Consider the following 22,069-nt stretch of genomic DNA (forward strand, 5'->3'; position numbering starts at 1 on the left):
GAAACCTGAACTCGCCTTGCATACGTATTACTCATACATAAACTAGCATAGTCAAAAGGAGACGTCTACGCTTATGAAGCAGCTTACAAAATATCGGGAAAGCCAGGACGTATTGCGTCATGAGTTGAAGAATATTGAAAAATGGGAGAAGGAACAGAAGGACATTTTTTTCTGGGAAAAAATCGGCAGATGGCCTTTTATGTTGCTGGATCGACTGACGCCCAAAATCATTAAAGACAAGCTGGAGCAACTGCTTAATGAGCTGGGCAGCTTCATTCAGAACGGCGGCAAATATTTGGTGAAGGAAGAAACGGTTCTGAACAGGCTGAACAAGACGGCCCATGAGCATGTCATTCAGCAAAATGACGCAGATTCCGCTTCGGATACGCAGGACCTGTCTCGTGCCGGGGAAAATGCTGATTCAGAACGCAGTGCCGAACCTACGTGGGAGTTGAAGCAGGCGGCTGAGCTCCCGCTAACGATCATGGATCAGACCGCTGACGATATGACGTCGGGTCGCATTACCTTTGCTACCGCTCAGGGAGCAACAACGGGAATTGGCGGTGTGTTTACGATTGCGGCGGATATTCCTCTTTTGCTCGGCTTGTCACTCAAAGTGCTTCAGGAAATAGCCTTGTGTTATGGCTTTAATCCCCATGATAAGCAGGAACGCATTTTTATTATTAAATGTATGCAATTTGCTTCATCCGATATTGTGGGCAAAAAGGCTGTATTAGAGGAGCTGGCCTTGTTTGATGATCCTTCACGTCAGGCGCAGGTATTTTCCCAGATACAGGGGTGGAGAGAGGTCATTAACACCTATCGCGATCAGTTTGGATGGAAAAAGCTGCTTCAAATGGTCCCGATTGCGGGTATTTTGTTCGGCTCCATCGCGAATCGAAGCGCTATTAGTGATGTAGCTGAAGCAGGGAAAATGCTCTATCGGAAGCGTCGGATTTTGATGCGTTTGGCAGAAGAAGAGAACTGATTGCAACTTAGGTGTAAACGGGGGAATTTTTTTCGTGAGGAAACACGTGAGTTGGCTATAAAGGTGTGCAGCGGCCAGGATGGCCGCCACACGTTAGCCTGTTACACTTCGGCTCCATTTTCTTCCGCCCAGCGGTTCAGGGTTTTATCTGTAGGAAGCAGGAAGGTTAAGATGCCAAGCAGTGGCAAAAAGCCGCACAGGAACATGATGTTGGTGATGCCTACTTTGTCGATCCAGTTGCCGAGTACGAGCGCGCCTACACCGCCAAGGCCAAAAGCCAGACCTGTAATGAGACCGGACACGGTCCCGATTTTACCAGGCACGAGCATCTGCGCATATACGACTGTGACCGAAAAGCTAGATAGCATAATAAATCCGATAATCGCCAGCAGGATTGCCGTCCAGAATTGGTTGGCATAAGGCAGCAGCAACGCGAGTGGTGCAGCTAATACCATGGACAGGAAAATCATATTGCGTTTACCAAAACGGTCCGCCAGAGGACCGCCAAAGAAGGTGCCCAGCGCTCCAGCTCCGAGGAACAGGAAAATGTAAAGCTGTGCATCAGCCAATGGCATTTTGAATACTTCCATCAGGTAAAACGAATAGTAGCTTCCGACCGAGGTCGAGTACCACGAACGAACGAATACCAGTAGAATGAGGACAATCATGGCAAACATAACACGGTTACGCACTTCGGGCTTCATGCGGCGTGCCACCGCTTTTTTGCGTGCAATGCCTTCTGTACGCAGGACGTTACCGTACCAGCGGGCGATGAACGTTTGCACCACAATTCCCACTGCCGCAATACCTGTGAACCAGATCGCACCAAATTGTCCCAACGGGATAAAAATCCAGCTCGTGAGCATCGGCGCCAGTGATTGGCCCGCATTGCCGCCAACTTGAAAAATGGATTGTGCTAAGCCCCGGCGTGATCCTGCCGCCATATGGGATACGCGCGAGCCTTCCGGGTGAAAGGCAGCCGAGCCCAGACCCACAAAGATGACTGCGATTAGCACCGCTTTATAATCGGTAGCATAGGCGAGCAGCAGCATGCCGGTCAGCGTAAAGCCCATACCTATGGGAAGGATAGCGGGCGTAGGTCGTTTGTCCGAAAACAAGCCAATTACAGGCTGCATGATCGAAGCTGTGAAATTGATTGCGAATGAAATCCAGCCGATCTGTGTAAAGTTCAGGCTCATAGATTCCTTTAAGATCGGAAAGATCGCTGGAATGACCGATTGAATCGAGTCATTGAACAGATGGACGAAACTGATCGCAATCAGAATCGCAAAAACGGTGCCTTTCACTTGCGGCCCGGGGAGGGGGAGCGATTGGCCCGTTTCATTTTTTGTAGCAGATTTACTAGTCATGGCAACCTCCGAATATGTATGTATATTTTAAGATATAGGAAGCGATCCGTTTGCAGCAAATGGCTGAAAGTGGGATGAAGGCCACTTTTACTCATTACTGCTTGCCCATCCTGCTGGATACTCTTTATTGCTCGATCCTTTAATTCACGATAAATTATCTTGCTCTGGGTGCATTGTATCTGTTATAAGGTATCCTTTACTTGTCATTTTACTCGCTAATATGCATGAATGAGTTCAACTCATCTTCAGGAATTATTAGATTTCCACAGTAGACCATGTTGGAGTGAAATTCCCACGATCCATATGCCACCAAATGGTTATAATCCTTAACTCTTTTAATTAATGCCCAAATCCCAAGATTACTTTGTGCGTTTGCATCAAGAAGAATCCAATCCTTGTATTGCAATAGCTGAGGCTCTCCAAACATATGAAAGGAATCCAGATAGCCTGCTCCATCACGCGGTGGAATTTCATTACATACATCTTTTAATAACAGAACTTCCTCCACTCTAACATTGATCCAAGCTCTTCTTTCATTTTTGGAGATGATGTTTTCAAATCTACATTTAATAAACGCAGAGAAGTTGATCTCATCAGGATGCTCATCCCAACCATTAAAGTTTGACAAAGCAGGCCTGAATAAAGTCCAAAAAGTTTCTCCAACGGACATATGAAAAGGAAAATACACTTGTACTTTTTTTAAGTCACCTTTTTCCGGGGGCTTCAACGCTCTTTCCCATATTTCACGATTTAGATCCGGGGTGTCATGCTTGAAATCAGACCAGTCCATAGCATCTTCGATGGCCACAATCTCAAAGTTCTTGTTTTCTAATAGGGGCTTATCTGGTACCTGTTTACATGATCCACACCTGAAAGCAATAGTCTCTTTTTCGTTCATCAGACAACCTACCTTAATTAAATTTTATGATTTACTACTACACTATATTGATCATCAGGACACATCACCATGGTGAAAGTATTACAAACATACTAAAACTATTTCTATGTTGAGTGTTGTTGATATTCTTTTTCATGAGGATTCTGTAAAATACTTACATATAAATGAGTAAGAAGAATTTAACAAAACTAAGCTTTTCATTTAACAAACGTAAGATATGATTCTTTATGTCATATATCTTGTTATATAGATAATAGCTCTGTAGAGAAAGTATGAAGAGCACAAGAGAAGAGAGGATCTGATTTGAGAATGAAATCGCTAAGGAAACCATTATCAGTTGCATTACTATCTTTACCATTACTTCTAGGTTCCCTGGGTGGAAGTTATGCGAGTGCGGCAACCCTACCAACAACGGTAACTCCAACAGAACCGTCGTGGGGATATTTCGTAGATCATTATAAAAATAATAGTTCTGCAAATAAGACGGAAAGCTCTAATCCGACCCTCGGGTTGCTCTCCGAATTTAATAAGCTTTGGACTCCCGGCGCTACCTGGGATACAGGTACCAAGCTAAACAGCAGCGTGCTGGACGCCAATATTCAAAAAGTGATTGATATCGCTGCCCGTCGCACTTCCAGTGAGGCCGATGCGGCTTATTTGGATGATCGCAGAAACCAGAGCTACAGTGTGATCGACGGTCTGGGTTCACTCACTGATATATATCGCAAGAATGCAGGTGCCACGACAACGATCAACGATATTCCGACAGATGCCCTGACTAAGAAATACGAAGATGAGGGAACGAATGCAGGGAGTACAAGCTCCAATCTCGGCAACATCGTAAATCTGGTAAATACCTTGCGCGGAGAATACTCTACGACGAACCCGGCTAAGTCTTACTTTAGCTATCCTCGCCCGTTTCGCTGGAGCGATAACTCAGTGGTTGTTCCAAGCCTTATTCCCGCTCTTAAAGCTGATGCTACTAGCGATGGCGGCTTTCCTAGCGGTCATACCAATGCTGCGTATCTCAGTTCTATTGCTATGGCCTATGCCGTGCAGAGCGTTATCAGGAACTGCTGACACGAGCTTCGGAGCTGGGCAACAACCGTGTTGTTGCCGGTATGCACTCCCCACTTGATGTTATGGGAGGGCGTGTCATGGCAACAGCGATGGCTGCTGCTATCCTGTCTGATCCAGCCAACAGCAGTTTGAAGAAAGCGGCTTATCAGGATGCTCGTAAACAATTGCTGTCTCAAAAAGGTACAGCTCCAGATCGGTTCAGCAATTATGCCACAAACAAAAAAAATTATAATCAACGACTAACATACGGATTCAGTCAGGTTAATCCAACTACGACGCCAATGACAGTGCCTAAGGGAGCCGAGGTACTGTTGGAGACACGCTTGCCTTACCTGGATAGCTCACAACGTCGTTGGGTTTTGGCTACTACAGGGATTCCTTCCGGCTATCCTGTACTTGATGATACTGAGGGATGGGGAAGACTTAACCTGTTTTCAGCTGCGGATGGCTACGGTGCTTTCGCCAATAATGTGACGGTAAATATGGACGCTTCCAAAGGTGGTTTCAATGCATTGGATCGCTGGCGCAACAATATTTCTGGCGTTGGAAAGCTGACTAAAAAGGGAACAGGTACGTTGAAGCTAATGGGCAACAATACGTATTCCGGCGGTACACAGATCGACCAAGGTACTTTGGAGGGAACTACGGAAACGGCTTTCGGAAGTGGTGGAATTACGAATAACGGGGGAACTCTTCTTAAAAATGCTTCTGGAAAGCTGATTATTGGCGGAAATTACAGACAATCTGCCAAGGGAACACTTGAGCTTAACCTGCGCAGTAAAAATGATGTGCTCAAAATGAAGGGAACGGTCATACTCAACGGAAAATTACGTCTGAATTTTTCTAACAAATATGTGCCGGCTAATGGTGCTACGATCTTAACTTATGGTAAACGGAGTGGAGCATTTTCTTCCATTGAAACGGTAGGTTTACCAAGCAATTATAAAGTGAAGGTTATCTATACAGCCGATCGTGTTCAGTTGAAAGTCACAAAGTAAAACGTAATTAACTCGCTATATAACAATTAAAGTGCACCTTTAAAATACATGGGGATGTATTCTAGGGGTGCACTTTATTGTTTCATCAGGCACCAGTTGCTAGTATGCATTTATAATCAAGGATATAAAAAGGTCAAAATTTGACCTTAATGTAGTAAAATAATCCCGCTGTTTGAAAGCGCAGTCATGATATTCTTAAGAAGCATATTTGATCAAAGTTTTAAATGATTCAGACTAACTAAGAGGAACAGAGGAAAGGAAGAGACTGATGAGTCTTGAAAAAGAATACGTTAAAATAGCCCAAGATGTCATTAAAGGGCTTGGCGGAGAAGACAATATTATTTCCATGGCACATTGTGCCACACGGCTGAGGCTGATTGTAAAAGATAGAGAAATTATTGATGATGAATTTATTGAGAATATTGATAAGGCCAAGGGCGTTTTCTTTACCTCTGGGCAATATCAAATTATTTTTGGAACCGGTACTGTAAATAAAGTATACGATGCCATGGTTGGCCAAAGCATATCTGCTACATCAAAGGCTGATTTGAAAGAAATGGCCTCAACCCAAGATGATAACCGCTTCAAGAGAATGATTCGAATTTTCGGGGATGTATTTGTTCCAATTATGCCCGCATTGGTAGCTACAGGATTATTCATGGGAGTTAGAGGCTTAGTAACTCAGCCTGCACTGCTCCAGTTATTTGGACTTACACCTGATCATATTTCTGCGAATTTCATACTGTTTACACAAATATTGACCGATACGGCTTTTGCATTTTTACCCGTGTTGGTATGTTGGTCGGCATTCCGGGTGTTTGGTGGATCGCCACTATTGGGGATATTGATTGGATTAATGTTAGTGAGTCCTTCGTTGCCTACATCCTGGGATGTCGCCCAAAAGGTTCAGGAACCACTAGTGTTTTTCGGATTCATTAAAATTGCAGGCTATCAGGGCTCGGTTCTGCCTGCTTTCATAATAGGTGTCGTGGGGGCGATGCTGGAGAAGAAAATCAGGAAATCAGTCCCCGATGCATTGGACTTAATTCTAACACCGTTTCTGACATTATTAATAACACTAGTATTGGGATTGTTCGTGATTGGTCCCATTTTTCACGAGGTGGAAGCTTTAATATTAATGGGTGTTACCGCCATTTTAAAATTACCATACGGCATCGGCGGATTTATTTACGGTGGTATCAATCAGATTATTGTAGTTACCGGACTGCACCATGCCTTAAACCTGATTGAAATACAGATGCTAGTGGGCAATGGTTGGAATATGGTAAACCCGATCAGTTCAGCATCGATTTGCGCACAAGCGGGTGCTGCATTGGCTGTTGGTTTAAAAGCCAAAAATGTAAAAACCAAATCCATTGCGTATCCTTCTACCTTGTCTGCGTTATTAGGTATTACAGAACCTGCTATCTTTGGGGTGAACATTCGATATGGCAAACCGTTCATGATGGGCTTGATTGGAGGAGCGGTTGGTGGCTTCTTCGCACGTATATTTAATGTTCAAGCAACGGGTATGTCCATTACAGCCCTACCCGGAATATTATTGTACCTGAACAATCAGATATTTCTTTATATTTTAGTTTGTGTAATCGGCTTTGCTGTAGCATTTGCGCTAACGTGGATCTTTGGCTTTAAAGAAAAAACAGATAACAAATAAAATGATGTGGGGAGAATCATGGACAACAACACACTGCTTAAGAAATTGGACAGCCTTTCAATAGAAGAGAAGATAGGTCAGCTCATCCAACTGACCGGTGATTTTTTTGAAGGGGATATAGACACTGTTGTGACGGGGCCTTTAAAAAAGTTAGGGTTAGACGCTGGCTACAATATATATAACACAGGATCCATATTGAACATCACTAATCCAGAAAAAATTATCCAGTTGCAAACGGATTATTTGGAAAAATCGATTCATAAAATTCCGCTGCTGTTCATGGCAGATATTATCTATGGGTATCGAACCATTTTCCCGATTCCGATTGCACAAGCATGTAGTTGGAATTATGAGGGTATAGAACATGCAGGTTCGATTGCTGCCCAAGAATGTTACGACGAAGGTGTGCACGTGACCTTTTCCCCCATGGTAGATATCGTTAGAGATCCCCGTTGGGGGCGGGTGATGGAATCGCCTGGAGAGGACACTTTGCTAGCGAAGAAATATGCTGAAAGCATGGTTCAGGGAATCCAGGGGAGAAACTTGGAAGGAATCATACCAGCGAATAAAATTGCCGCTTGCGTCAAGCATTTTGCCGCTTATGGGGCACCTGTCGCTGGACGTGAGTATAACGCCGTGGATATGTCGGAGCACACGCTGCGAGAATATTATTTGCCAGGGTATCAAGCTGCAATCGAGGCGGGGGCAAAGCTTGTTATGACGGCCTTTAATACCCTGAATGGCGTCCCTGCGACAGGAAACGAGTGGCTTAACCGCGACGTACTAAGACGAGAAATGAATTTTAATGGTGTGTTGATCTCGGATTACGCCGCTATAGAAGAACTGATCATGCACGGCTATGCCGAAGATGAGGCTTCCGCCGCAAGGCTGGCATTGTTGGCTGGTGTTGATGTGGATATGAAGACAGCAGTATACGCCAATCAATTGGAGAAAGTAGTATCTGATGACGAGCATATGCTGGGGCTGTTGAATGAAGCGGTATACCGTATTTTAAAGCTAAAAAATGATTTGGGGCTTTTTGAGGACCCGTTCCGCGGATTACAGGAAACCGTTCAGCGGTCGAGAAACAGCATTCTGTCAGATGAACATAAAAAAGCCGCGCTGTCCTTGGCTGAAGAATCCGTAGTCTTGCTGAAAAATGAAGATGAACTGCTGCCATTGTTAAAACATACCAAAGTAGCTTTAATCGGTCCTTACGCAGATGAAAACTCTACCCTGGGCATGTGGGCCATTAAGGGGGATGAGGCGGATACCGTCAATTTGAAAATGGGATTATTAAAGCATGTTGATCCCGACAATCTCTCGGTTTGTAAAGGGGCACATATGCTCCCCGCTAATGCGAGAGAAGCCCTTGGCAAATATGCGGACAAGCTGGCTGCTGAAACAGTCGACGAGGAGACCCTGCTGCGTGAAGCGATCCAGAATGCTAATGAAGCGGATGTCATTGTTCTCGCCTTGGGAGAAAGTATTTATCAGAGCGGAGAAGGGGGATCGCGAACGAACCCGACACTTCCTGAGCCGCAAATGAAACTGCTCCATGAATTAAGTTTACTGGGCAAAAAGACGGTTCTGATCATTTATAGCGGAAGACCTTTGATTCTTACCGAAGTAGCCGGAAAAGTTGACGCTATTGTTCAAGCCTGGTATCCAGGAACGATGGGCGGAGAAGCACTGGCCAATATACTGTATGGGGAAGTCAATCCATCGGGGAAATTAGCCATGACCTTTCCACGAAGCGTTGGACAAATTCCGATATCCTACAATGAGTTGAATACAGGAAGACCCAATTTAAAGGAAAATGGCTCTTATCGGTTTGCATCCCGATATATTGATGAAATGAATGAACCCTTGTATCCGTTTGGCTATGGTAAATCCTATACCTCATTTGAATACAGCCTATTAACAATTAGCCGAAAAGAAATGAAAAAAAATGAGTCAGTTAATATCTGTATTTCTGTGTCCAACACTGGAATTTATGATGGAAAGGAAACGATCCAATTATACATTCGCGATAAATTTGCAAGTGTTGCAAGACCAGTGAAAGAATTAAAAGACTTTAAAAAAGTGTTTTTGCAAAGTGGCGAGACCCAAAATGTTGAATTTTCAATTCATGAAGAGATGCTTAAATTTTATGATCGTGAAATGCAATACAAAAGTGAACCCGGAGAATTTGATGTTTATATCGGGTCAAGCTCGCAGGAAATTTTGCTGAGTTTTAGTTTTGTTTATTTACCGGAGGATGAGCATGAATAAAAGCGACGCTTATAACCTGAAGTATCATATTACTCCCCCTTACGGTTTGCTCAATGACCCTAATGGACTTGCCTATTTCAATCATCAATATCATGTGTTCTATCAGTGGAATCCAAAAGGAACGGAGCATAAAAATAAATGCTGGGGCCATGTTGTTTCGAGCGATTTGGTGCACTGGCAAAGGAAAAGTGTCGCGCTGGAGCCTTCGGAATGGTATGACAAGGATGGCATTTATTCGGGCGGGGGCATTGTTCATAACGAAAAGCTGTATCTGTTTTATACAGGAAATGTAATCCGAGATGATGGAGTAAAAGAAAGCTATCAATGCGCCGCGATTTCGGAGGACGGCGAGTATTTCCAAAAAACAGGTCCTTTGTTTGAGCATCCCCAAGGTTATACCCGGCATGTTCGAGATCCGAAAGTATGGAGAGACCAACACGGGAACTGGTGGTTGATTGTTGGTGCTCAGAGAGAAGATTTGACTGGAGATACGCTTATCTACAAATCTAAAAATTTGTCCGAATGGGAATGCCACGGATCATTTGTTGAACATGATCATCAACTTGGTTATATGTGGGAATGCCCGGATGTACTTCATTTTGCGGAGAATGATGTTTTTGTTTTCTCTCCTCAGGGTTTACCGGAGACATGCGAATATTATAAAAATCCTAATCAATCGGGATATATTGTTGGTAAATTATCGAATACAGGCAAATTCAACGGGAACCTTTCCGATTTTAAAGAGCTTGATCGAGGATTTGATTTTTACGCTCCACAATCATTCAAAGTTAATGACAGAACCATTATGTTCGGATGGATGAGCGCCATGAATGAAGAAGCGGAGAGAGCTGTCCCGACCATTCAGGAGGGCTGGATTCATGCATTGACACTTCCTAGAGAAGTGGTGTTGATGAACGGTGTGTTGTACCAGAAACCATTGCCGGAATTACAATTATTAAGACAGGATGATATGCATTACAAAGGGGAAATTCAAAGTAGTAGTGAATGGCTGCTGCCTTCTACACAAGCGGAGTTAATTGTTCATTTTTCCTTACTCACAGAAAACTTTAAAATGATCATAAGGGATGCTGTGCAAATTGACTATGATTGGGAACAAAATAGTCTGACCGTTTGGAGAACAAACTGGTTGACTGGCGAGAGGGAGTACAGAAGAGCAACATTAAATAATAAGCTTGCAGGCATGCAAATTTTCATAGAAAGCTCAAGCCTGGAGATCTTTGTGAACGAGGGTGAAGAGGTGTTTTCCCTGCGTTATTTCATAGAAGATGCAGACCAACGCAATGTATTGCTTGAGTCAGGAGACAATCTAGGAGAAATTAGAATGTATCAGTTGCAGGAATGTGTAGGGTAACATTTTTTTGCTTGCCAAGTTGCAAGTATGTTAAGGAAGGCTGTTCATTATCCCGTTTGCGGGAAGAACTGCCTTCTTTTTTATTTTGGTCTGTTGAATAGATTCTGCTTGTCCGGGCATTTTACTATCGGTATAGTATGAGTATTAGTATAAGAGTTTATTGCTTAATATGGAATACAGATGGATCACTCATGGCTGGCTGATGAGGTGTCGTAATGAAAAAAATATATGAACATATCGAAATAGACAGAAAAAAAATGATTAACCTTTTTATGTTCCAATCCAGAGATACAGAAAGAGTCATTCCTATGCATTTTCACAGCAATATGGAGTTGATCTACTGTACAAGTGGAAGTCTAAAGGTGTGGCATGAAGGGAAAATAACTATTTTGATGGAAAAGGATGCGCTATTCATCAACAGCAATGTTCCGCATTCCACGCAGAGCATTACGGAGAACCAAGTCATTGTGCTGCAATTTCCAGACACTTTCTTTGCCAATGAACAAGTAATCATCCAATTAAACACGCAAGAGAAACAAGTTGAAGATACTATAATCTCTAAATTAAGAGGATTGTTTATGGATATATATGATCTACATATTTCCAAAAGCAAATACGACTACATTTTAGAGCAAAGCCGAATTATTGAACTGAAATATTTGCTTGTCAATCATTTTAGTCAGGCAACAGACATTCCACCGGAAGTATTCAGTGAAAAGCAACGAAAGATAAAGACAATCATGGACTTTATTAAAGAGCATTATACTGAAAATATTAGCCTGGCCAAAACGGCTCGTATCTGTGGTTATTCGGAGGCTTATTTGTCGCGAATGTTTCATGAATATACTGGCCAGACGTTTACCGAATATAAGCAAATTCTTTGTTTGGAGAAGGCAATCGATTTACTGGATTCAACCAATAAGTCACTTACAGAAATTTCTTATGAGGTCGGGTTTCCAAACGAGAAGTCTTTCAGAAAAGCTTTTAGAGAAGTTATGGGTAAAACACCTTATGAATATAAAAAATCAAGATTTGATCTGGATGTGTAACGCCACGTGCATGCACAGCATCCTTTCAGTAAAACCAAGGGGCTGCCCCTGAGTCATTTGATGACTTTAGGACAACCCCTTGATATTTACGCTATGTCAGGAGAGTTATTAGCTTAACGGTTATCGATCTTTTCTGGGTACATATCATGGTTCATCATACGGTGCTCCGCTATCTGTTCATACTTCGTTCCTGGCTTGCCGTAGTTGGTATATGGGTCGATAGAGATACCGCCACGTGGCGTGAATTTGCCCCATACTTCAATGTAGCGAGGGTCCATCAGCTTAATCAAGTCATTCATGATGATGTTGACGCAGTCTTCATGGAAATCGCCGTGGTTACGGAAGCTGAACAGGTACAGCTTAAGGGATTTGCTTTCTACCATTTTAATATCGGGAATGTAGCTGATGTAGATGGTTGCAAAATCAGGCTGTCCTGTAATCGGGCACAGGCTGGTGAACTCCGGGCAATTGAACTTAACAAAATAATCCCGATACGGATGTTTATTATCAAAGCTTTCGAGAATGGCGGGATCATAGGCGAAAGTGTATTGTGTGCCTTGATTGCCAAGCAGGGTAACGTCGGTCATTTCTTCGGGTGTTCTTCCGGTCATATGGATGAGGCTCCTTATAGTTGGTTTATTGGTAAAAGGAATAGAGAGTTATGTTGATGGGGAGGTCGCTCCGCGAAGGATTTGAGCTTCCGATCGCTGTTGAAATGGGATTCTTTCTAATAGATGAAAGATATAGGTTAGAATCCCATTTCAAAGGCGAACGCTATCGCTTCTCCAGCTTCAATTCCTCCGCTTCGCTGCCGACCGCCGTCACCATCATAAAGTCCCTGCTCGTTTACCTGTAGGTTAGGGGCAGAAGTGCTGTGTATCACATACAGCTCATACGGAATATATTACATATAAGTGTTATACGCCGCGTTTGTTGCCCCATACGAGGGTGTGGAGCTGCGGGAGTACTCTTACATCGTTTAGTCGGGAATCGTCCATGACACGGTCGATAAGCCATTCATAACGATGGAGTAGGGACTCCGCAATCTGTCCGGTGTTCTCCGTGTTCACATCTGGATTACCCGTCTGGAGGAACAGTGGTACGTGTGGATAGCGCTCGTGAACGATGCGGGCATAGGCAAGATCGGTGTCATCGAAGATGACGACCTTCAAGCTGCAAGCTCCGGTATAGAGCCGCGCAGATTCATTAGCGGGTTCCTTCAAGCCTGTTGCGATTGCGACGTTAGACGTAGCTCGGGACTCACCAGCCCTCTTCCGGTTTGACAGACGGTCGACGATATCATCCAGCACGTCCCAGTTGGTCGTCATGCCAGAGCTGGTCGGTTTCGGGGATAGGGTTACCTCATCGATATCATACAGCCATTCCTGCCAACGGGAGCCTTGTGTTTCGACAGCGGTGGCAATGCCTTGACTGCGCAGCAGGGTGATTAGCTCCCCAAGCTGCGGTAGCAGGGCAGGATTGCCTCCAGAAAGGGTCACATGCGAAAACCGTTCGCCGCCGATGGCCTTTAGCTCCTGCCAAATGTCTGTGGCATTCAGACGACGGATCTGATGCTTGGCGCTGCCGTCCCAGGTAAAGGCGGAGTCGCACCACGAGCAATGGTAATCGCAGCCTGCGGTGCGAACAAACATCGTTTTACGACCAATGACCATCCCTTCGCCCTGAACAGTGGGACCAAACACCTCCAGTACGGGAATAGGGGCTATTTTGGTGCCGTGGGAGGCTGCCATGGGTTGGTGAGAAGTCACAGTATTACTCATCGAGCATCCACTCCCGTCGGAACTCGGCGTAGCTGGTAGGTGTCTCGAACAACCGTACAAACTCGGTACGTCCACCTTCGACACGGTTGCAGTATGCATCGGAGGTCAAGGCTGACTCCATTTGTTCAAAGATCCAGACGACCATATTTTCCGCCGTTGTATTCATTGGAGGAAGCGTCTCATTCAAGTAACGATGGTCCAGAAAAGGCTCAATCCGCTCTTTCCAGATCGTTTTGATGTCACCAAAATCCAGCGTTAGACCGGTTTCGCCCGGTATACCACTTATGCCAAACACGACGATATAGGTATGTCCGTGCAGATTTTTGCATTTGCCTTCGTAGCAGTGCAAATGATGTGCTGCATCGAATGTAAATTGTTTGCTGACGAGTACACGTTTGCGGTGATAACGCAGCTGAGAGTGCTCAATGTCTGTCCCGAACTGCTGGAGCTTATCGACAATACGAAAGGTACCTGGTTCACGCATGACCTTCAACTCCTTGGGATGAAGCTCCGCGCACCGCGAGATACTGCTCCAGTCCAGCACGGCGAAGTTTGCAAGCAGGGCAATCGCCACAGCCGTCTCCAATGACGCCGTTATAGCACGTTAGTGTACGTGTTCTTACAAATTCAAAAGCTTCTAGCTCATCGGCCATGTGCCAAGTTTCGGCCTTGTTCAACCACATAAGCGGGGTATGAATCACAAAGGGATAGTCCATCGAAAGGTTCAGTGTGACGTTCAGCGATTTGATAAAAGAATCCCGGCAATCGGGATAGCCGCTGAAATCCGTCTCACATACACCTGTAATGATGTGGCGCGCTCCTTTTTGCTTGGCGAGAACTCCCGCGAAGCTCAGAAACAGTAGGTTGCGACCGTCTACAAAGGTGCTAGGCAGTTCGCCTTCCTGTTGAGTAATGTCAATGTCGGTGCGTGTGAGGGCATTAGGGGCTAGTTGATTAAGCAGGCTCATATCCAGTACCGTTTGCGGAACACCCAGTTCGCGGGCGATTCCAGCGGCTACTTCGATTTCCTGCTTGTGGCGTTGACCGTAATCGAACGTCACGGTTTCTACTTCAGCAAAATGTTTTTTTGCCCAAAATAAACAGGTTGTGCTGTCTTGGCCGCCGCTGAATACGACGACTGCTTTTTCGTTTGCAAACATAAAAAAACCTCTCGATCTTCTTGGAATGGTGCAAGACACGGAGTCTTGTCACTTGGAAGAAGGAGAGTTCTTGAACCGACTTCAACAAAAAACAGGCCTTGCCCCGAGAAATCATTTTTCTTGCGGAGGACAAAGCATCGTTAGTTTTTTATAGAGGGAGTTCGCGAACCTCTCCCACGCATGACGCATGGATTTTCTTCATTAGTATCTGTCACGAGGACAGACGGCTTTAGCATTGTCATTATAGCATGGCAGGGCTATTTGATAAACACTCCACCAAATGGAATGACTTCCCTTAGAAATCGCTTGATTACGCCATCGTCGTTCATATCCTGTTGGAGCCGCCGATGATGTTCCCCGGCATGGAATAGTACGGTACCCTGTCCGGTCATTTTAAAATGATAGTTCATATGCTGGCTGGCCAGATGGTTGCCATACACGGTCAACTCCAGTTTGGCGTTTTCGGGATAGGCAATGACGCTGCTCGCATCCACATATATCGGTTCTGTCGGATGAAGCTGTTCCTGACATACCAATCCCTGCGTCAAAAGGCCGATTTGACCCACACCATCAAATTTCATTTTTATAACATCACGGCTAAACAACATGTTCTTCACGCTTAGCAACTTGGTACGCATTTGAATACCGGAGCTGTACCAGAACAGGTTGCGAAAATCGTATAACAGATCATCACTTCCTTCAAGCTTAATCATTTTTAGACTAAAGCCAGGTGGAAGTGCGGCAATTAGGCGACAAGCTCCTGTGAAATCGGCCTGAATCAGTTTGTGTTTGCGATACATGCCCTTAATATTCATCAGTTTATCACTGCGGCCTGAGCTGGGTCCGCGGTATGCGATGATTTGCTGCGGATGCAGAACGTGCAGCTTTTCTCCTTCCGCCAGATCGAGCGTTACGACCGAACCGACGCTTTCATCATGGTGTTGTCCTGCTTGTATGTCCATTCAGACCTTTCATCCTTTCAGACAGTTAGTATCTTCCCGAACGTCGACGCATCCCGTAACGCAACAGTCGGATACCAATAAAATAACCAGCTAGCAGAATTATAGCTGTGATGATGAGCATTTTATTTCGGTGTGAAGCCTGATCGCGCTGGGTTTGAAGATTTTTTAATTCTGTGACAGTGTCAGTCAGCTTGCGGTTTTGCTCCAGCAATTGGGCGTTTTGCTCTTGATAGGCATCTAAGCTGTTACGGGCCTTTTCCAGATCCTCCTGTGTTTGTCGATAGCTTTCCTTGAGCTGATACACATCACCAGGTAACCGCGAAAATTGCTCGAAACCTTGGTACACATCATCCCAATAAGCAGCATGTACTTCGGGTACACGAGTTATCCCAAAAACAAACAAAAGTGCTATAGCAGCACAGACAATGCGGCGATACAAAGCAAAGCGACAAGTTGGTCGTGCCAAGAGATGTTCCTCCTTTTGATAAACCAAGATGTTAGATGATATAGATCATTACCCATATGACATGGTTACGTATAATATAACGATACGGATGCAGATTTTAGAAAGGAACCGACGACAAATACGGAGAAAATGTTCTCAAAAAAAGTCGATATATTAGTTTAAGTGTACCTTAAAACGGGTATATCAAGGAAGCGGCAACATTCCGGCATTTTTCCCAGCATACGAGTTAAGAACGATCCGCACCTGATCAGGGCTTAAGTTAAATATATGAACTGAAATATATTAAAAATTAATATAGAAGGAGATTTTGCAAGATGAATAAGAAAGAACAAAACTATAAAACTTTAAAAATTACTGTAAATGGAAAACCATTATCAAAGGATCTTGTCGTAGATAGTACTACTTTTGCCCCAATATCTGATATTTGCACAAAAACGAATGTTTCTTTAACAGAAACTACAATCTCATAAGTTTAAATACAGACTATAAAATAGCCCGGCATATGCTGGGCTATTTTTTTGCGCATTTATGCAATTTAAATGGCTTAAAATGTTATTTACCAAACTAGGTCCCCCTTCACAAAGATTCCCATGTATAATTTTCACAATCAAACATATGTTCCCTGACAATATAGTGTCAGATAACACTGTTAATTTAGAGTTACATGTTCTTTTAGGGGGAATTTACCAGTGGTGAAGTCAATGCTCAATGTAACGTGCACATGGGACAAAGAGTCTATATCTGCGAATGGGTCCAAACAAGTAAATCTACTGTTAGAATGGGGCTATGGAGCTATACGTAAAAGAAAAGGAAATCTAATACCGAAAGCAGCGGGTTGTGACCTTCAACTCCAGTTCATTCCAGAAAACGGGGTCAGTCTATTAAAAGCTGAGGGAGTGAGGCTCGGTTTTAAACGTTCGGAAAATGGAGATTGCATGTTTGTTCACTGTGGTGATGTACGGCGGGGGAAATATAGACGGGCTATTTTGACGTTTTCTATACCGGCTCACTCGTCCGGAAGACATACGATTGGAATGATGGAGTGGAGCTGGCGCAAGCCATCGCAGGAAAAGCGAACGCTGATCCGGACAGATCAACTCTACATCCATTTCACGCATCATCTTGGTCTGCTGAGCATTCCATCCAACCCGAAGGTGGAAAAATACATAAAGCTGAATGAGACGTCCTCTATTGTAAAAAAGGCATTGCGTATGTACGAGAAAGGGGAATATGAGCAAGGGGCGTTCATCCTTACCAGACAAGCAGATGAATTACTTATACGTGCAGCAAGAAGCGAAGATATGGATTACCTGCAGGAAGCCGAGTTGCTTCTGGCCATACGCAATAAATGGAGTGGTACTTTTGTATCATTTACAGTGTATAGTTCTAAGGTCTTTTTTAATAAGTCGATATCGCTAGAAGATGTTCGTTTTACTGAAAATGATACTTTGAAATAGGCAGTTATGCTAGTTTATTTGTGTAATATAGTGAGTCTAATTTACTATCTTTTTGTAAAGGAGAGACTTCCTTGACTGATCGGTTGATACGTTTAATGCGGATTATTACTATTGTTCAGGCAAATCCAGGGATATTGGCAAGAGAGCTTGCCGAACGTTGTGAAACATCAGAACGTACCATATACCGAGATATGGAGGCGCTAAGCGCTATGCATATTCCGATTGCGAATATGGGGCATGGCAAGGGATACATTTTTATTAGCAATTTTGCTTTGTATCCTCTGAATTGGACGGAAGAAGAGGCAGAGGCTTTTACTAAGCTGGGAGAGATTATGGAAACGGTAAAGCCTCTTTTACCGCCAGCTTTTGAAAGTGCTTATGAGAAAGTGATGGCCTCTAGTCAGAAAAAAAAGATGGACCAGACGAGCTTCGCGCAGGAAATGAAAAATATTGTCCGGCTCGGCTCGACACTTGATCGGGAAAACCAGCCCTATCTGCTCAGGCTGATTGTTTTAGCGAGTCTTACGCAGCAGACTATTGAAGCGGAATACAGCTCACCTCAAAATGAAGATGTATCACTAGTTCAGGTGGATCCTTATTGTTTGGTCCCGCAGGATCGGCGATTCTATATGCTTGGTTTTTGTCACAAGCAATCCGCTATGAGAACCTTTCGGATCAGCCGATTTCGGAACATGAGAATTTTGCCGTATACGTTTCAAAAAAATACAACTGAGATGGAAATGTTTTTTAAAGGGACCTGGTCGGTGACCAAAGGAAATCAGAATATCCGGTTTGTGGTACGTTTTTCTGCTGAGTCTGTATATCGGGTCAAAGAAGAAGAGCTGTTCATCAAGCCTTTTCTTAAGGATTTGCCGGATGGAAGTTTGTTGTTTGAGGTGACGGTCAATCATGACCGTGAATTTTTGGATTGGCTCACTTCCTATGGAGCTGAGGCCGAGATCCTGGAGCCTTTACGGTATCGCAAACGAATGCAAGAAATGCTGCGAACCTGGGGGGCATTCTATTTCGATAAAAAGGCAGGAAATTAAGAATAACAGGGGGAGATCCCCCGGAACGGGCCGGGGAGCTATCCGCTTAACGGTCCTTAAACAGGTTGGCGAGATTGCCAAAAGGACTGTACTGCTCCTGTTCTTCTTCTGGTGAGGAGTAGACGAGCTTCGATCCACGGCTTTCCTCATCATCAGCAGCATTATGAACTAATGTAATACGATCAAAATGGTACATGAAAACCTGAGCGGTGTTCACGGCATCATCCAGTGCCCGGTGTTGTTGACCGTCAAAGTCAATGTTGCACAATTCCAGCGCCTGAGACAGGCTCAACTGACGGTACTTTCCATTGGAACCAAACAGACGGGAAATCTGCTTCTGTATATCATTTGTATTATGAATCCATCCGAGATCTACATGATGGGTACGACAATGGGATACCAGCTTTTGACGGTCATCCGGGCCCCATGCGCATAAATAATAGGGGGAATCCGTACCGAGCCAGGCTATGAATTGCTTCACAGCTTCAGGGAATAGTGGAGCGGCATCAATGTCTCGTTGAGTAATACCCGTGAACTGAACGGTATCTGTCGAGAGTACAGGTCGATTCGAGGGTCTTACAAAACTGTGAAACGTATCCGCAACGTATAGGCCATCGTCTCCCTGAACAACTTTGACGGCACCGATATCAATGATTTCGGAGGAATATCTGGCGTTACGGCTAACGGTAAATTCAAGATCGTAAATAATGTATTGCATTTCTGGACTCCTTCCACACATATAACTGGTCCCGATGGATATCGGGACGAATGTTCTCTGCCCGAATGACTCTTCTCCATCATACCTCTCGGTTCACAACTTGTCAGCGGTTAAAAGGTTTGCTTTTAAAAAAAATATGCGATGTCCAAATGATCTTGGACTATCGCATATCTAAAAACGCCTGACCTAAAGCAGCGTCCGAAACCACTAGGATTCCGGACGCTGCTTTTGCTAGCTATTGAATTAGGCCGGGAGGTCTAACTTTTGTCCCGGATAAATACGGTGAGGATTCTTCAACTTATTCAACTGTTGAAGCTGTTGCCAGGTGGTACCATGTTTGCGGGAAATGTCATACAGCGTATCCCCGGATTTCACAACATATACATGGCTATTTGTAACTTGTGCAGAATCGGATGTCTGCTGTGGCTTGGCTGTTGGAGACTTTGCCGGTGCCGTTTTTGCGGGTGCTGGTTTCGCAGCCGGTGTAGAGACGGATTGCGGCTTTTCCTGCACAGGTGCGGGTGTTGCGGTTGAAGCAGATGGCGCAGCTTGTGCGGCAGGGACAGACATTTTACCGTCAGTCTTGGCTTCTTGAATGCGACCGTCCGCTTGTACTTGCAGGCTAGCGGAGCCCACCTTTTGCATGTAGCGGATTAACGCTTCGTCAAGCGAACCGAACATACCTGCCTGTGGATATTTAGCGAACATCGTATATTGGTCACCACCTACGGCAGTAAAATCATTGGTGGCCAGTGTGTATGTTGCCTCAGGATCAAGTGTTTTTCCGCCGATCAGGATGGAATGAACACGGCTGCCTTTGGCTGCTGATGTGTCTATTTTGAACGTGATACCTGATACCTGTGGGAAACCTCCGCTTGGCTCTGGATAGGAGGCTGTACCATTTTCCAGTGCGGCCTGAATGTCAGAGCCTTTCACTTTCAGGGTAACGATCTGGTTGCCGAAAGGCAGCACAGTGATGATGTCTCCCTTGGTTACCGTCCCCGTCTTGATGGAAGCCCGGATGCCGCCACCGTTCGTTAAAGCCACATCTGCTCCCGAAATGTCACGCATAGCATCGGTGAGCAGGTCACCGAGATTGGTTTCACTTGCACGCACCTTTTCGCGTGCTCCTTCCAGATCCACACTCGTTTGCGTTACAACCTCTTTAAGAATAGGTTCCTGGTCCTTTTGAATGGAGGCGATCAATGCAGCAATTTCAGCGTTGGGCTGGACGTCCACTGCTTGAGTCGAATCAATCAGCTTGGCTTGCTTTTGCGTAACCTTACCGCCGTCAACCCATAAGTCCACAACACCCAGATACTTGGTGTATTCACCTGCGCTAGCGATCAATGTACCATTGTCACTAACCAAGCCTTTTTCCAGTACAGTATGGCTGTGTCCATCGATGAAAATATCAATGCCAGGCACTTCCTTAACAACCTTGAGGCTGGTGTCCTTACTAGACGCATCCTGCCCCAGGTGACCGAGAACAACAACGACATCTACTTTGCTGCGGATTTCATCAACAGCCGCTTTGGCCTCAGCCGCAGGATCGGTGAATTGAATACCCTCCACATTTTTGGGATTAGTCTTATATGCTGTTTCTGGCGTAGTCAGACCGATAATACCGATTTTTACACCGTCCACTTCTTTAATAACATAGGGTTTGAACAAACGTGTTCCGTCTGTTTGTTTAATATTGGAACTGAGCACAGGGAACTGAATCTCCTTACTTAGCTCAACAAGATGTTTCCAACCATAATTAAACTCGTGGTTACCTGGAACCATAGCATCATAGCGGAGCTTGTTAATCACTTTCACAATGCTCTCACCTTTAACCAAAGTAGCGAAGGTCGTTCCATGAACGGTATCCCCGTCATCTAGCAGCAGTGTATTGGGATTGGAAGCCCGGTACTGATCAATGATACCCGCCAGCTTGGCGAATCCCATTTCCTTGTCGTTCGTGACCACGTGGGCATGGGTATCGTTCGTATGTAGGATGGTGATGTGTTTGCCGCTGACTGGAGCCGTTGCCGTTCCCGCTGTTCCCACATTGCTTGCTGGGTCTGCTGCTGCTGTACCGAGACAACCAAGTAGAAGCGCAGCCGTCGTCAGGATCGACGAGAGTTTTTTCCATGAGTTCATGTTGTTCCTTCAACCTCCCATAAAATGAATGAATTAGAGAAACCGCTTACGACCACATTTTATCAGATGATTGTAAAAATAACTTCTATTTTATATCAAAGCACTAAAATTTTTTTTGATATATCGGTTGTTAAATCCATCGTCTAGTTACCTATATTATAGGAAGTAATAAACAGTAACTTATAGAATGGGAACTAACGTTCCGTTTTGTGGTCAAAAAAAAGGGCAGTCTCTTTGGGCAGCCCGATCCGGGGTAAGTAGTGATCCAACGTTTCGTCAGCTAGTGGCGGTTTTCCTTCACTTAGCAAAAGCACGGCAAACCGATTGGCCTGCTGTTCAAATTTTCCTGGAGAAAAGTAGGAGTGCTCCTCCATAAAAAAGCGGCTAATGCCTTTATGCAGTCGGTCATGTCCCAATTCATGCGCACAGACGAACCGTTCCCATTCGGGTGTGAGGCCATTGTGGATAACGATAAATCTTCTACGCAACTTGTGGTAATACAGCCCTTTGGTTGTGGGGCCTAGATCGCAGTATCGGATATGGATACCCAGAGCTTTTGCAATATCAAAGGGACAGTTGGTACGGTATTTTCGGACAAGTTTGTGAATAAGCTCGTTCATACGATCA

General features: G+C 44.6%; 19 protein-coding genes, 1 pseudogene and 1 riboswitch. Of the genes and pseudogenes, 9 read left to right on the top strand and 11 right to left on the bottom strand.

The features are described from left to right. Positions 1 to 73 precede the first annotated feature (73 nt). A complete protein-coding gene (locus NSQ68_RS05580; protein WP_342428243.1) occupies positions 74 to 988 on the top strand; it encodes an EcsC family protein in 915 nt (304 codons plus the stop codon). A gap of 101 nt (positions 989 to 1,089) precedes the next feature. Here the strand turns inward: NSQ68_RS05580 and NSQ68_RS05585 are convergent, their stop codons facing one another. After that, positions 1,090 to 2,358 carry an MFS transporter gene (locus NSQ68_RS05585; RefSeq protein WP_307348240.1) on the bottom strand — a complete coding sequence of 423 codons (1,269 nt, stop codon included), beginning with the start codon at positions 2,356 to 2,358 and terminating at the stop codon, positions 1,090 to 1,092. A gap of 208 nt (positions 2,359 to 2,566) precedes the next feature. After that, complete coding sequence (locus tag NSQ68_RS05590) at positions 2,567 to 3,256, bottom strand: hypothetical protein (RefSeq protein ID WP_342428244.1); 690 nt, start codon at positions 3,254 to 3,256, stop codon at positions 2,567 to 2,569. 309 nt (positions 3,257 to 3,565) lie between these two features. Between NSQ68_RS05590 and NSQ68_RS05595 the strand changes: the two are divergent. The 5 genes and pseudogenes from NSQ68_RS05595 to NSQ68_RS05615 all read left to right on the top strand — a co-directional run bounded on the left by NSQ68_RS05595 (position 3,566) and on the right by NSQ68_RS05615 (position 11,704). Next, positions 3,566 to 5,334: pseudogene (locus NSQ68_RS05595) on the top strand (phosphatase PAP2 family protein). A 268-nt stretch (positions 5,335 to 5,602) separates the two neighbouring features. After that, positions 5,603 to 7,009 (top strand): sucrose-specific PTS transporter subunit IIBC, encoded by a 1,407-nt coding sequence (locus tag NSQ68_RS05600; protein ID WP_342428245.1) that lies wholly within the window; start codon positions 5,603 to 5,605, stop codon positions 7,007 to 7,009. 18 nt (positions 7,010 to 7,027) lie between these two features. Beyond that, the gene (gene bglX / locus NSQ68_RS05605; RefSeq protein ID WP_342428246.1) at positions 7,028 to 9,283 is read left to right on the top strand and encodes a beta-glucosidase BglX; all 2,256 of its coding nucleotides are present in this window, start codon (positions 7,028 to 7,030) and stop codon (positions 9,281 to 9,283) included. Continuing rightward, positions 9,276 to 10,655: a glycoside hydrolase family 32 protein gene (locus NSQ68_RS05610; protein ID WP_342428247.1), complete on the top strand. Its 1,380-nt coding sequence runs from the start codon at positions 9,276 to 9,278 to the stop codon at positions 10,653 to 10,655. The genes bglX and NSQ68_RS05610 overlap by 8 nt, the downstream gene beginning before the upstream one ends. 215 nt (positions 10,656 to 10,870) lie before the next feature. Next, on the top strand, positions 10,871 to 11,704 hold the full coding sequence (locus NSQ68_RS05615) for an AraC family transcriptional regulator (RefSeq protein WP_023987362.1): 834 nt from the start codon (positions 10,871 to 10,873) through the stop codon (positions 11,702 to 11,704). 113 nt (positions 11,705 to 11,817) lie between these two features. Here NSQ68_RS05615 and queF read toward each other — a convergent pair whose 3' ends face one another. The 6 genes from queF to NSQ68_RS05645 all read right to left on the bottom strand — a co-directional run bounded on the left by queF (position 11,818) and on the right by NSQ68_RS05645 (position 16,073). Next, the gene (queF, locus tag NSQ68_RS05620; RefSeq protein WP_013309106.1) at positions 11,818 to 12,315 is read right to left on the bottom strand and encodes a preQ(1) synthase; all 498 of its coding nucleotides are present in this window, start codon (positions 12,313 to 12,315) and stop codon (positions 11,818 to 11,820) included. Positions 12,316 to 12,621: 306 nt separating this feature from the next. After that, complete coding sequence (gene queE / locus NSQ68_RS05625) at positions 12,622 to 13,485, bottom strand: 7-carboxy-7-deazaguanine synthase QueE (protein ID WP_342428248.1); 864 nt, start codon at positions 13,483 to 13,485, stop codon at positions 12,622 to 12,624. After that, entirely contained in the window at positions 13,478 to 13,969 is a 492-nt protein-coding gene (gene queD / locus NSQ68_RS05630; RefSeq protein ID WP_025720580.1) for a 6-carboxytetrahydropterin synthase QueD, read from the bottom strand. The genes queE and queD overlap by 8 nt, the downstream gene beginning before the upstream one ends. Beyond that, positions 13,962 to 14,645 carry a 7-cyano-7-deazaguanine synthase QueC gene (gene queC / locus NSQ68_RS05635; protein ID WP_342428249.1) on the bottom strand — a complete coding sequence of 228 codons (684 nt, stop codon included), beginning with the start codon at positions 14,643 to 14,645 and terminating at the stop codon, positions 13,962 to 13,964. Before queC ends, queD begins: the two co-directional genes overlap by 8 nt. A gap of 134 nt (positions 14,646 to 14,779) precedes the next feature. Next, a riboswitch (PreQ1 riboswitch) is annotated at positions 14,780 to 14,823 on the bottom strand. A gap of 79 nt (positions 14,824 to 14,902) precedes the next feature. Then, positions 14,903 to 15,607 carry an AIM24 family protein gene (locus tag NSQ68_RS05640; RefSeq protein WP_342428250.1) on the bottom strand — a complete coding sequence of 235 codons (705 nt, stop codon included), beginning with the start codon at positions 15,605 to 15,607 and terminating at the stop codon, positions 14,903 to 14,905. Between the two features lie 25 nt (positions 15,608 to 15,632). Then, positions 15,633 to 16,073 carry a hypothetical protein gene (locus NSQ68_RS05645; protein ID WP_342428251.1) on the bottom strand — a complete coding sequence of 147 codons (441 nt, stop codon included), beginning with the start codon at positions 16,071 to 16,073 and terminating at the stop codon, positions 15,633 to 15,635. A 314-nt stretch (positions 16,074 to 16,387) separates the two neighbouring features. Here NSQ68_RS05645 and NSQ68_RS05650 point away from each other — a divergent pair, with 314 nt between their 5' ends. From NSQ68_RS05650 to NSQ68_RS05660, 3 genes are all read left to right on the top strand, one after another. Further along, positions 16,388 to 16,543, top strand: a complete 156-nt coding sequence (locus NSQ68_RS05650; RefSeq protein ID WP_342428252.1) for a hypothetical protein — start codon at positions 16,388 to 16,390, stop codon at positions 16,541 to 16,543. A gap of 219 nt (positions 16,544 to 16,762) precedes the next feature. Then, positions 16,763 to 17,530, top strand: coding sequence for a hypothetical protein (locus tag NSQ68_RS05655; RefSeq protein ID WP_342428253.1), 768 nt, complete (start codon positions 16,763 to 16,765; stop codon positions 17,528 to 17,530). Between the two features lie 71 nt (positions 17,531 to 17,601). Then, positions 17,602 to 18,579, top strand: coding sequence for a WYL domain-containing protein (locus NSQ68_RS05660; RefSeq protein ID WP_341038963.1), 978 nt, complete (start codon positions 17,602 to 17,604; stop codon positions 18,577 to 18,579). Positions 18,580 to 18,625: 46 nt separating this feature from the next. Here NSQ68_RS05660 and NSQ68_RS05665 read toward each other — a convergent pair whose 3' ends face one another. The 3 genes from NSQ68_RS05665 to NSQ68_RS05675 form a co-directional block, all read right to left on the bottom strand. Next, positions 18,626 to 19,297 (bottom strand): 3'-5' exonuclease, encoded by a 672-nt coding sequence (locus tag NSQ68_RS05665; RefSeq protein WP_307348270.1) that lies wholly within the window; start codon positions 19,295 to 19,297, stop codon positions 18,626 to 18,628. Between the two features lie 243 nt (positions 19,298 to 19,540). Continuing rightward, entirely contained in the window at positions 19,541 to 21,442 is a 1,902-nt protein-coding gene (locus NSQ68_RS05670) for a 5'-nucleotidase C-terminal domain-containing protein (RefSeq protein WP_342428254.1), read from the bottom strand. A gap of 194 nt (positions 21,443 to 21,636) precedes the next feature. Next, positions 21,637 to 22,062 carry an ImmA/IrrE family metallo-endopeptidase gene (locus NSQ68_RS05675; RefSeq protein ID WP_029516155.1) on the bottom strand — a complete coding sequence of 142 codons (426 nt, stop codon included), beginning with the start codon at positions 22,060 to 22,062 and terminating at the stop codon, positions 21,637 to 21,639. Between the last annotated feature and the right edge of the window lie 7 nt (positions 22,063 to 22,069).

The sequence above is a fragment of the Paenibacillus sp. FSL L8-0158 genome (assembly GCF_038592965.1).
GTDB lineage: Bacteria > Bacillota > Bacilli > Paenibacillales > Paenibacillaceae > Paenibacillus > Paenibacillus polymyxa_D.

Excerpts from the sequence above, each read along its gene's own strand:
- queF (WP_013309106.1), bottom strand. The coding sequence starts at position 12,315 with ATGACCGGAAGAACACCCGAAGAAATGACCGACGTTACCCTGCTTGGC.
- queC (WP_342428249.1), bottom strand. The coding sequence starts at position 14,645 with ATGTTTGCAAACGAAAAAGCAGTCGTCGTATTCAGCGGCGGCCAAGAC.
- NSQ68_RS05665 (WP_307348270.1), bottom strand. The coding sequence starts at position 19,297 with ATGCAATACATTATTTACGATCTTGAATTTACCGTTAGCCGTAACGCC.
- NSQ68_RS05610 (WP_342428247.1), top strand. The coding sequence starts at position 9,276 with ATGAATAAAAGCGACGCTTATAACCTGAAGTATCATATTACTCCCCCT.
- NSQ68_RS05615 (WP_023987362.1), top strand. The coding sequence starts at position 10,871 with ATGAAAAAAATATATGAACATATCGAAATAGACAGAAAAAAAATGATT.
- queE (WP_342428248.1), bottom strand. The coding sequence starts at position 13,485 with ATGAGTAATACTGTGACTTCTCACCAACCCATGGCAGCCTCCCACGGC.
- NSQ68_RS05585 (WP_307348240.1), bottom strand. The coding sequence starts at position 2,358 with ATGACTAGTAAATCTGCTACAAAAAATGAAACGGGCCAATCGCTCCCC.
- NSQ68_RS05675 (WP_029516155.1), bottom strand. The coding sequence starts at position 22,062 with ATGAACGAGCTTATTCACAAACTTGTCCGAAAATACCGTACCAACTGT.
- bglX (WP_342428246.1), top strand. The coding sequence starts at position 7,028 with ATGGACAACAACACACTGCTTAAGAAATTGGACAGCCTTTCAATAGAA.
- NSQ68_RS05580 (WP_342428243.1), top strand. The coding sequence starts at position 74 with ATGAAGCAGCTTACAAAATATCGGGAAAGCCAGGACGTATTGCGTCAT.
- NSQ68_RS05670 (WP_342428254.1), bottom strand. The coding sequence starts at position 21,442 with ATGAACTCATGGAAAAAACTCTCGTCGATCCTGACGACGGCTGCGCTT.
- NSQ68_RS05590 (WP_342428244.1), bottom strand. The coding sequence starts at position 3,256 with ATGAACGAAAAAGAGACTATTGCTTTCAGGTGTGGATCATGTAAACAG.
- NSQ68_RS05640 (WP_342428250.1), bottom strand. The coding sequence starts at position 15,607 with ATGGACATACAAGCAGGACAACACCATGATGAAAGCGTCGGTTCGGTC.
- queD (WP_025720580.1), bottom strand. The coding sequence starts at position 13,969 with ATGCGTGAACCAGGTACCTTTCGTATTGTCGATAAGCTCCAGCAGTTC.
- NSQ68_RS05650 (WP_342428252.1), top strand. The coding sequence starts at position 16,388 with ATGAATAAGAAAGAACAAAACTATAAAACTTTAAAAATTACTGTAAAT.
- NSQ68_RS05600 (WP_342428245.1), top strand. The coding sequence starts at position 5,603 with ATGAGTCTTGAAAAAGAATACGTTAAAATAGCCCAAGATGTCATTAAA.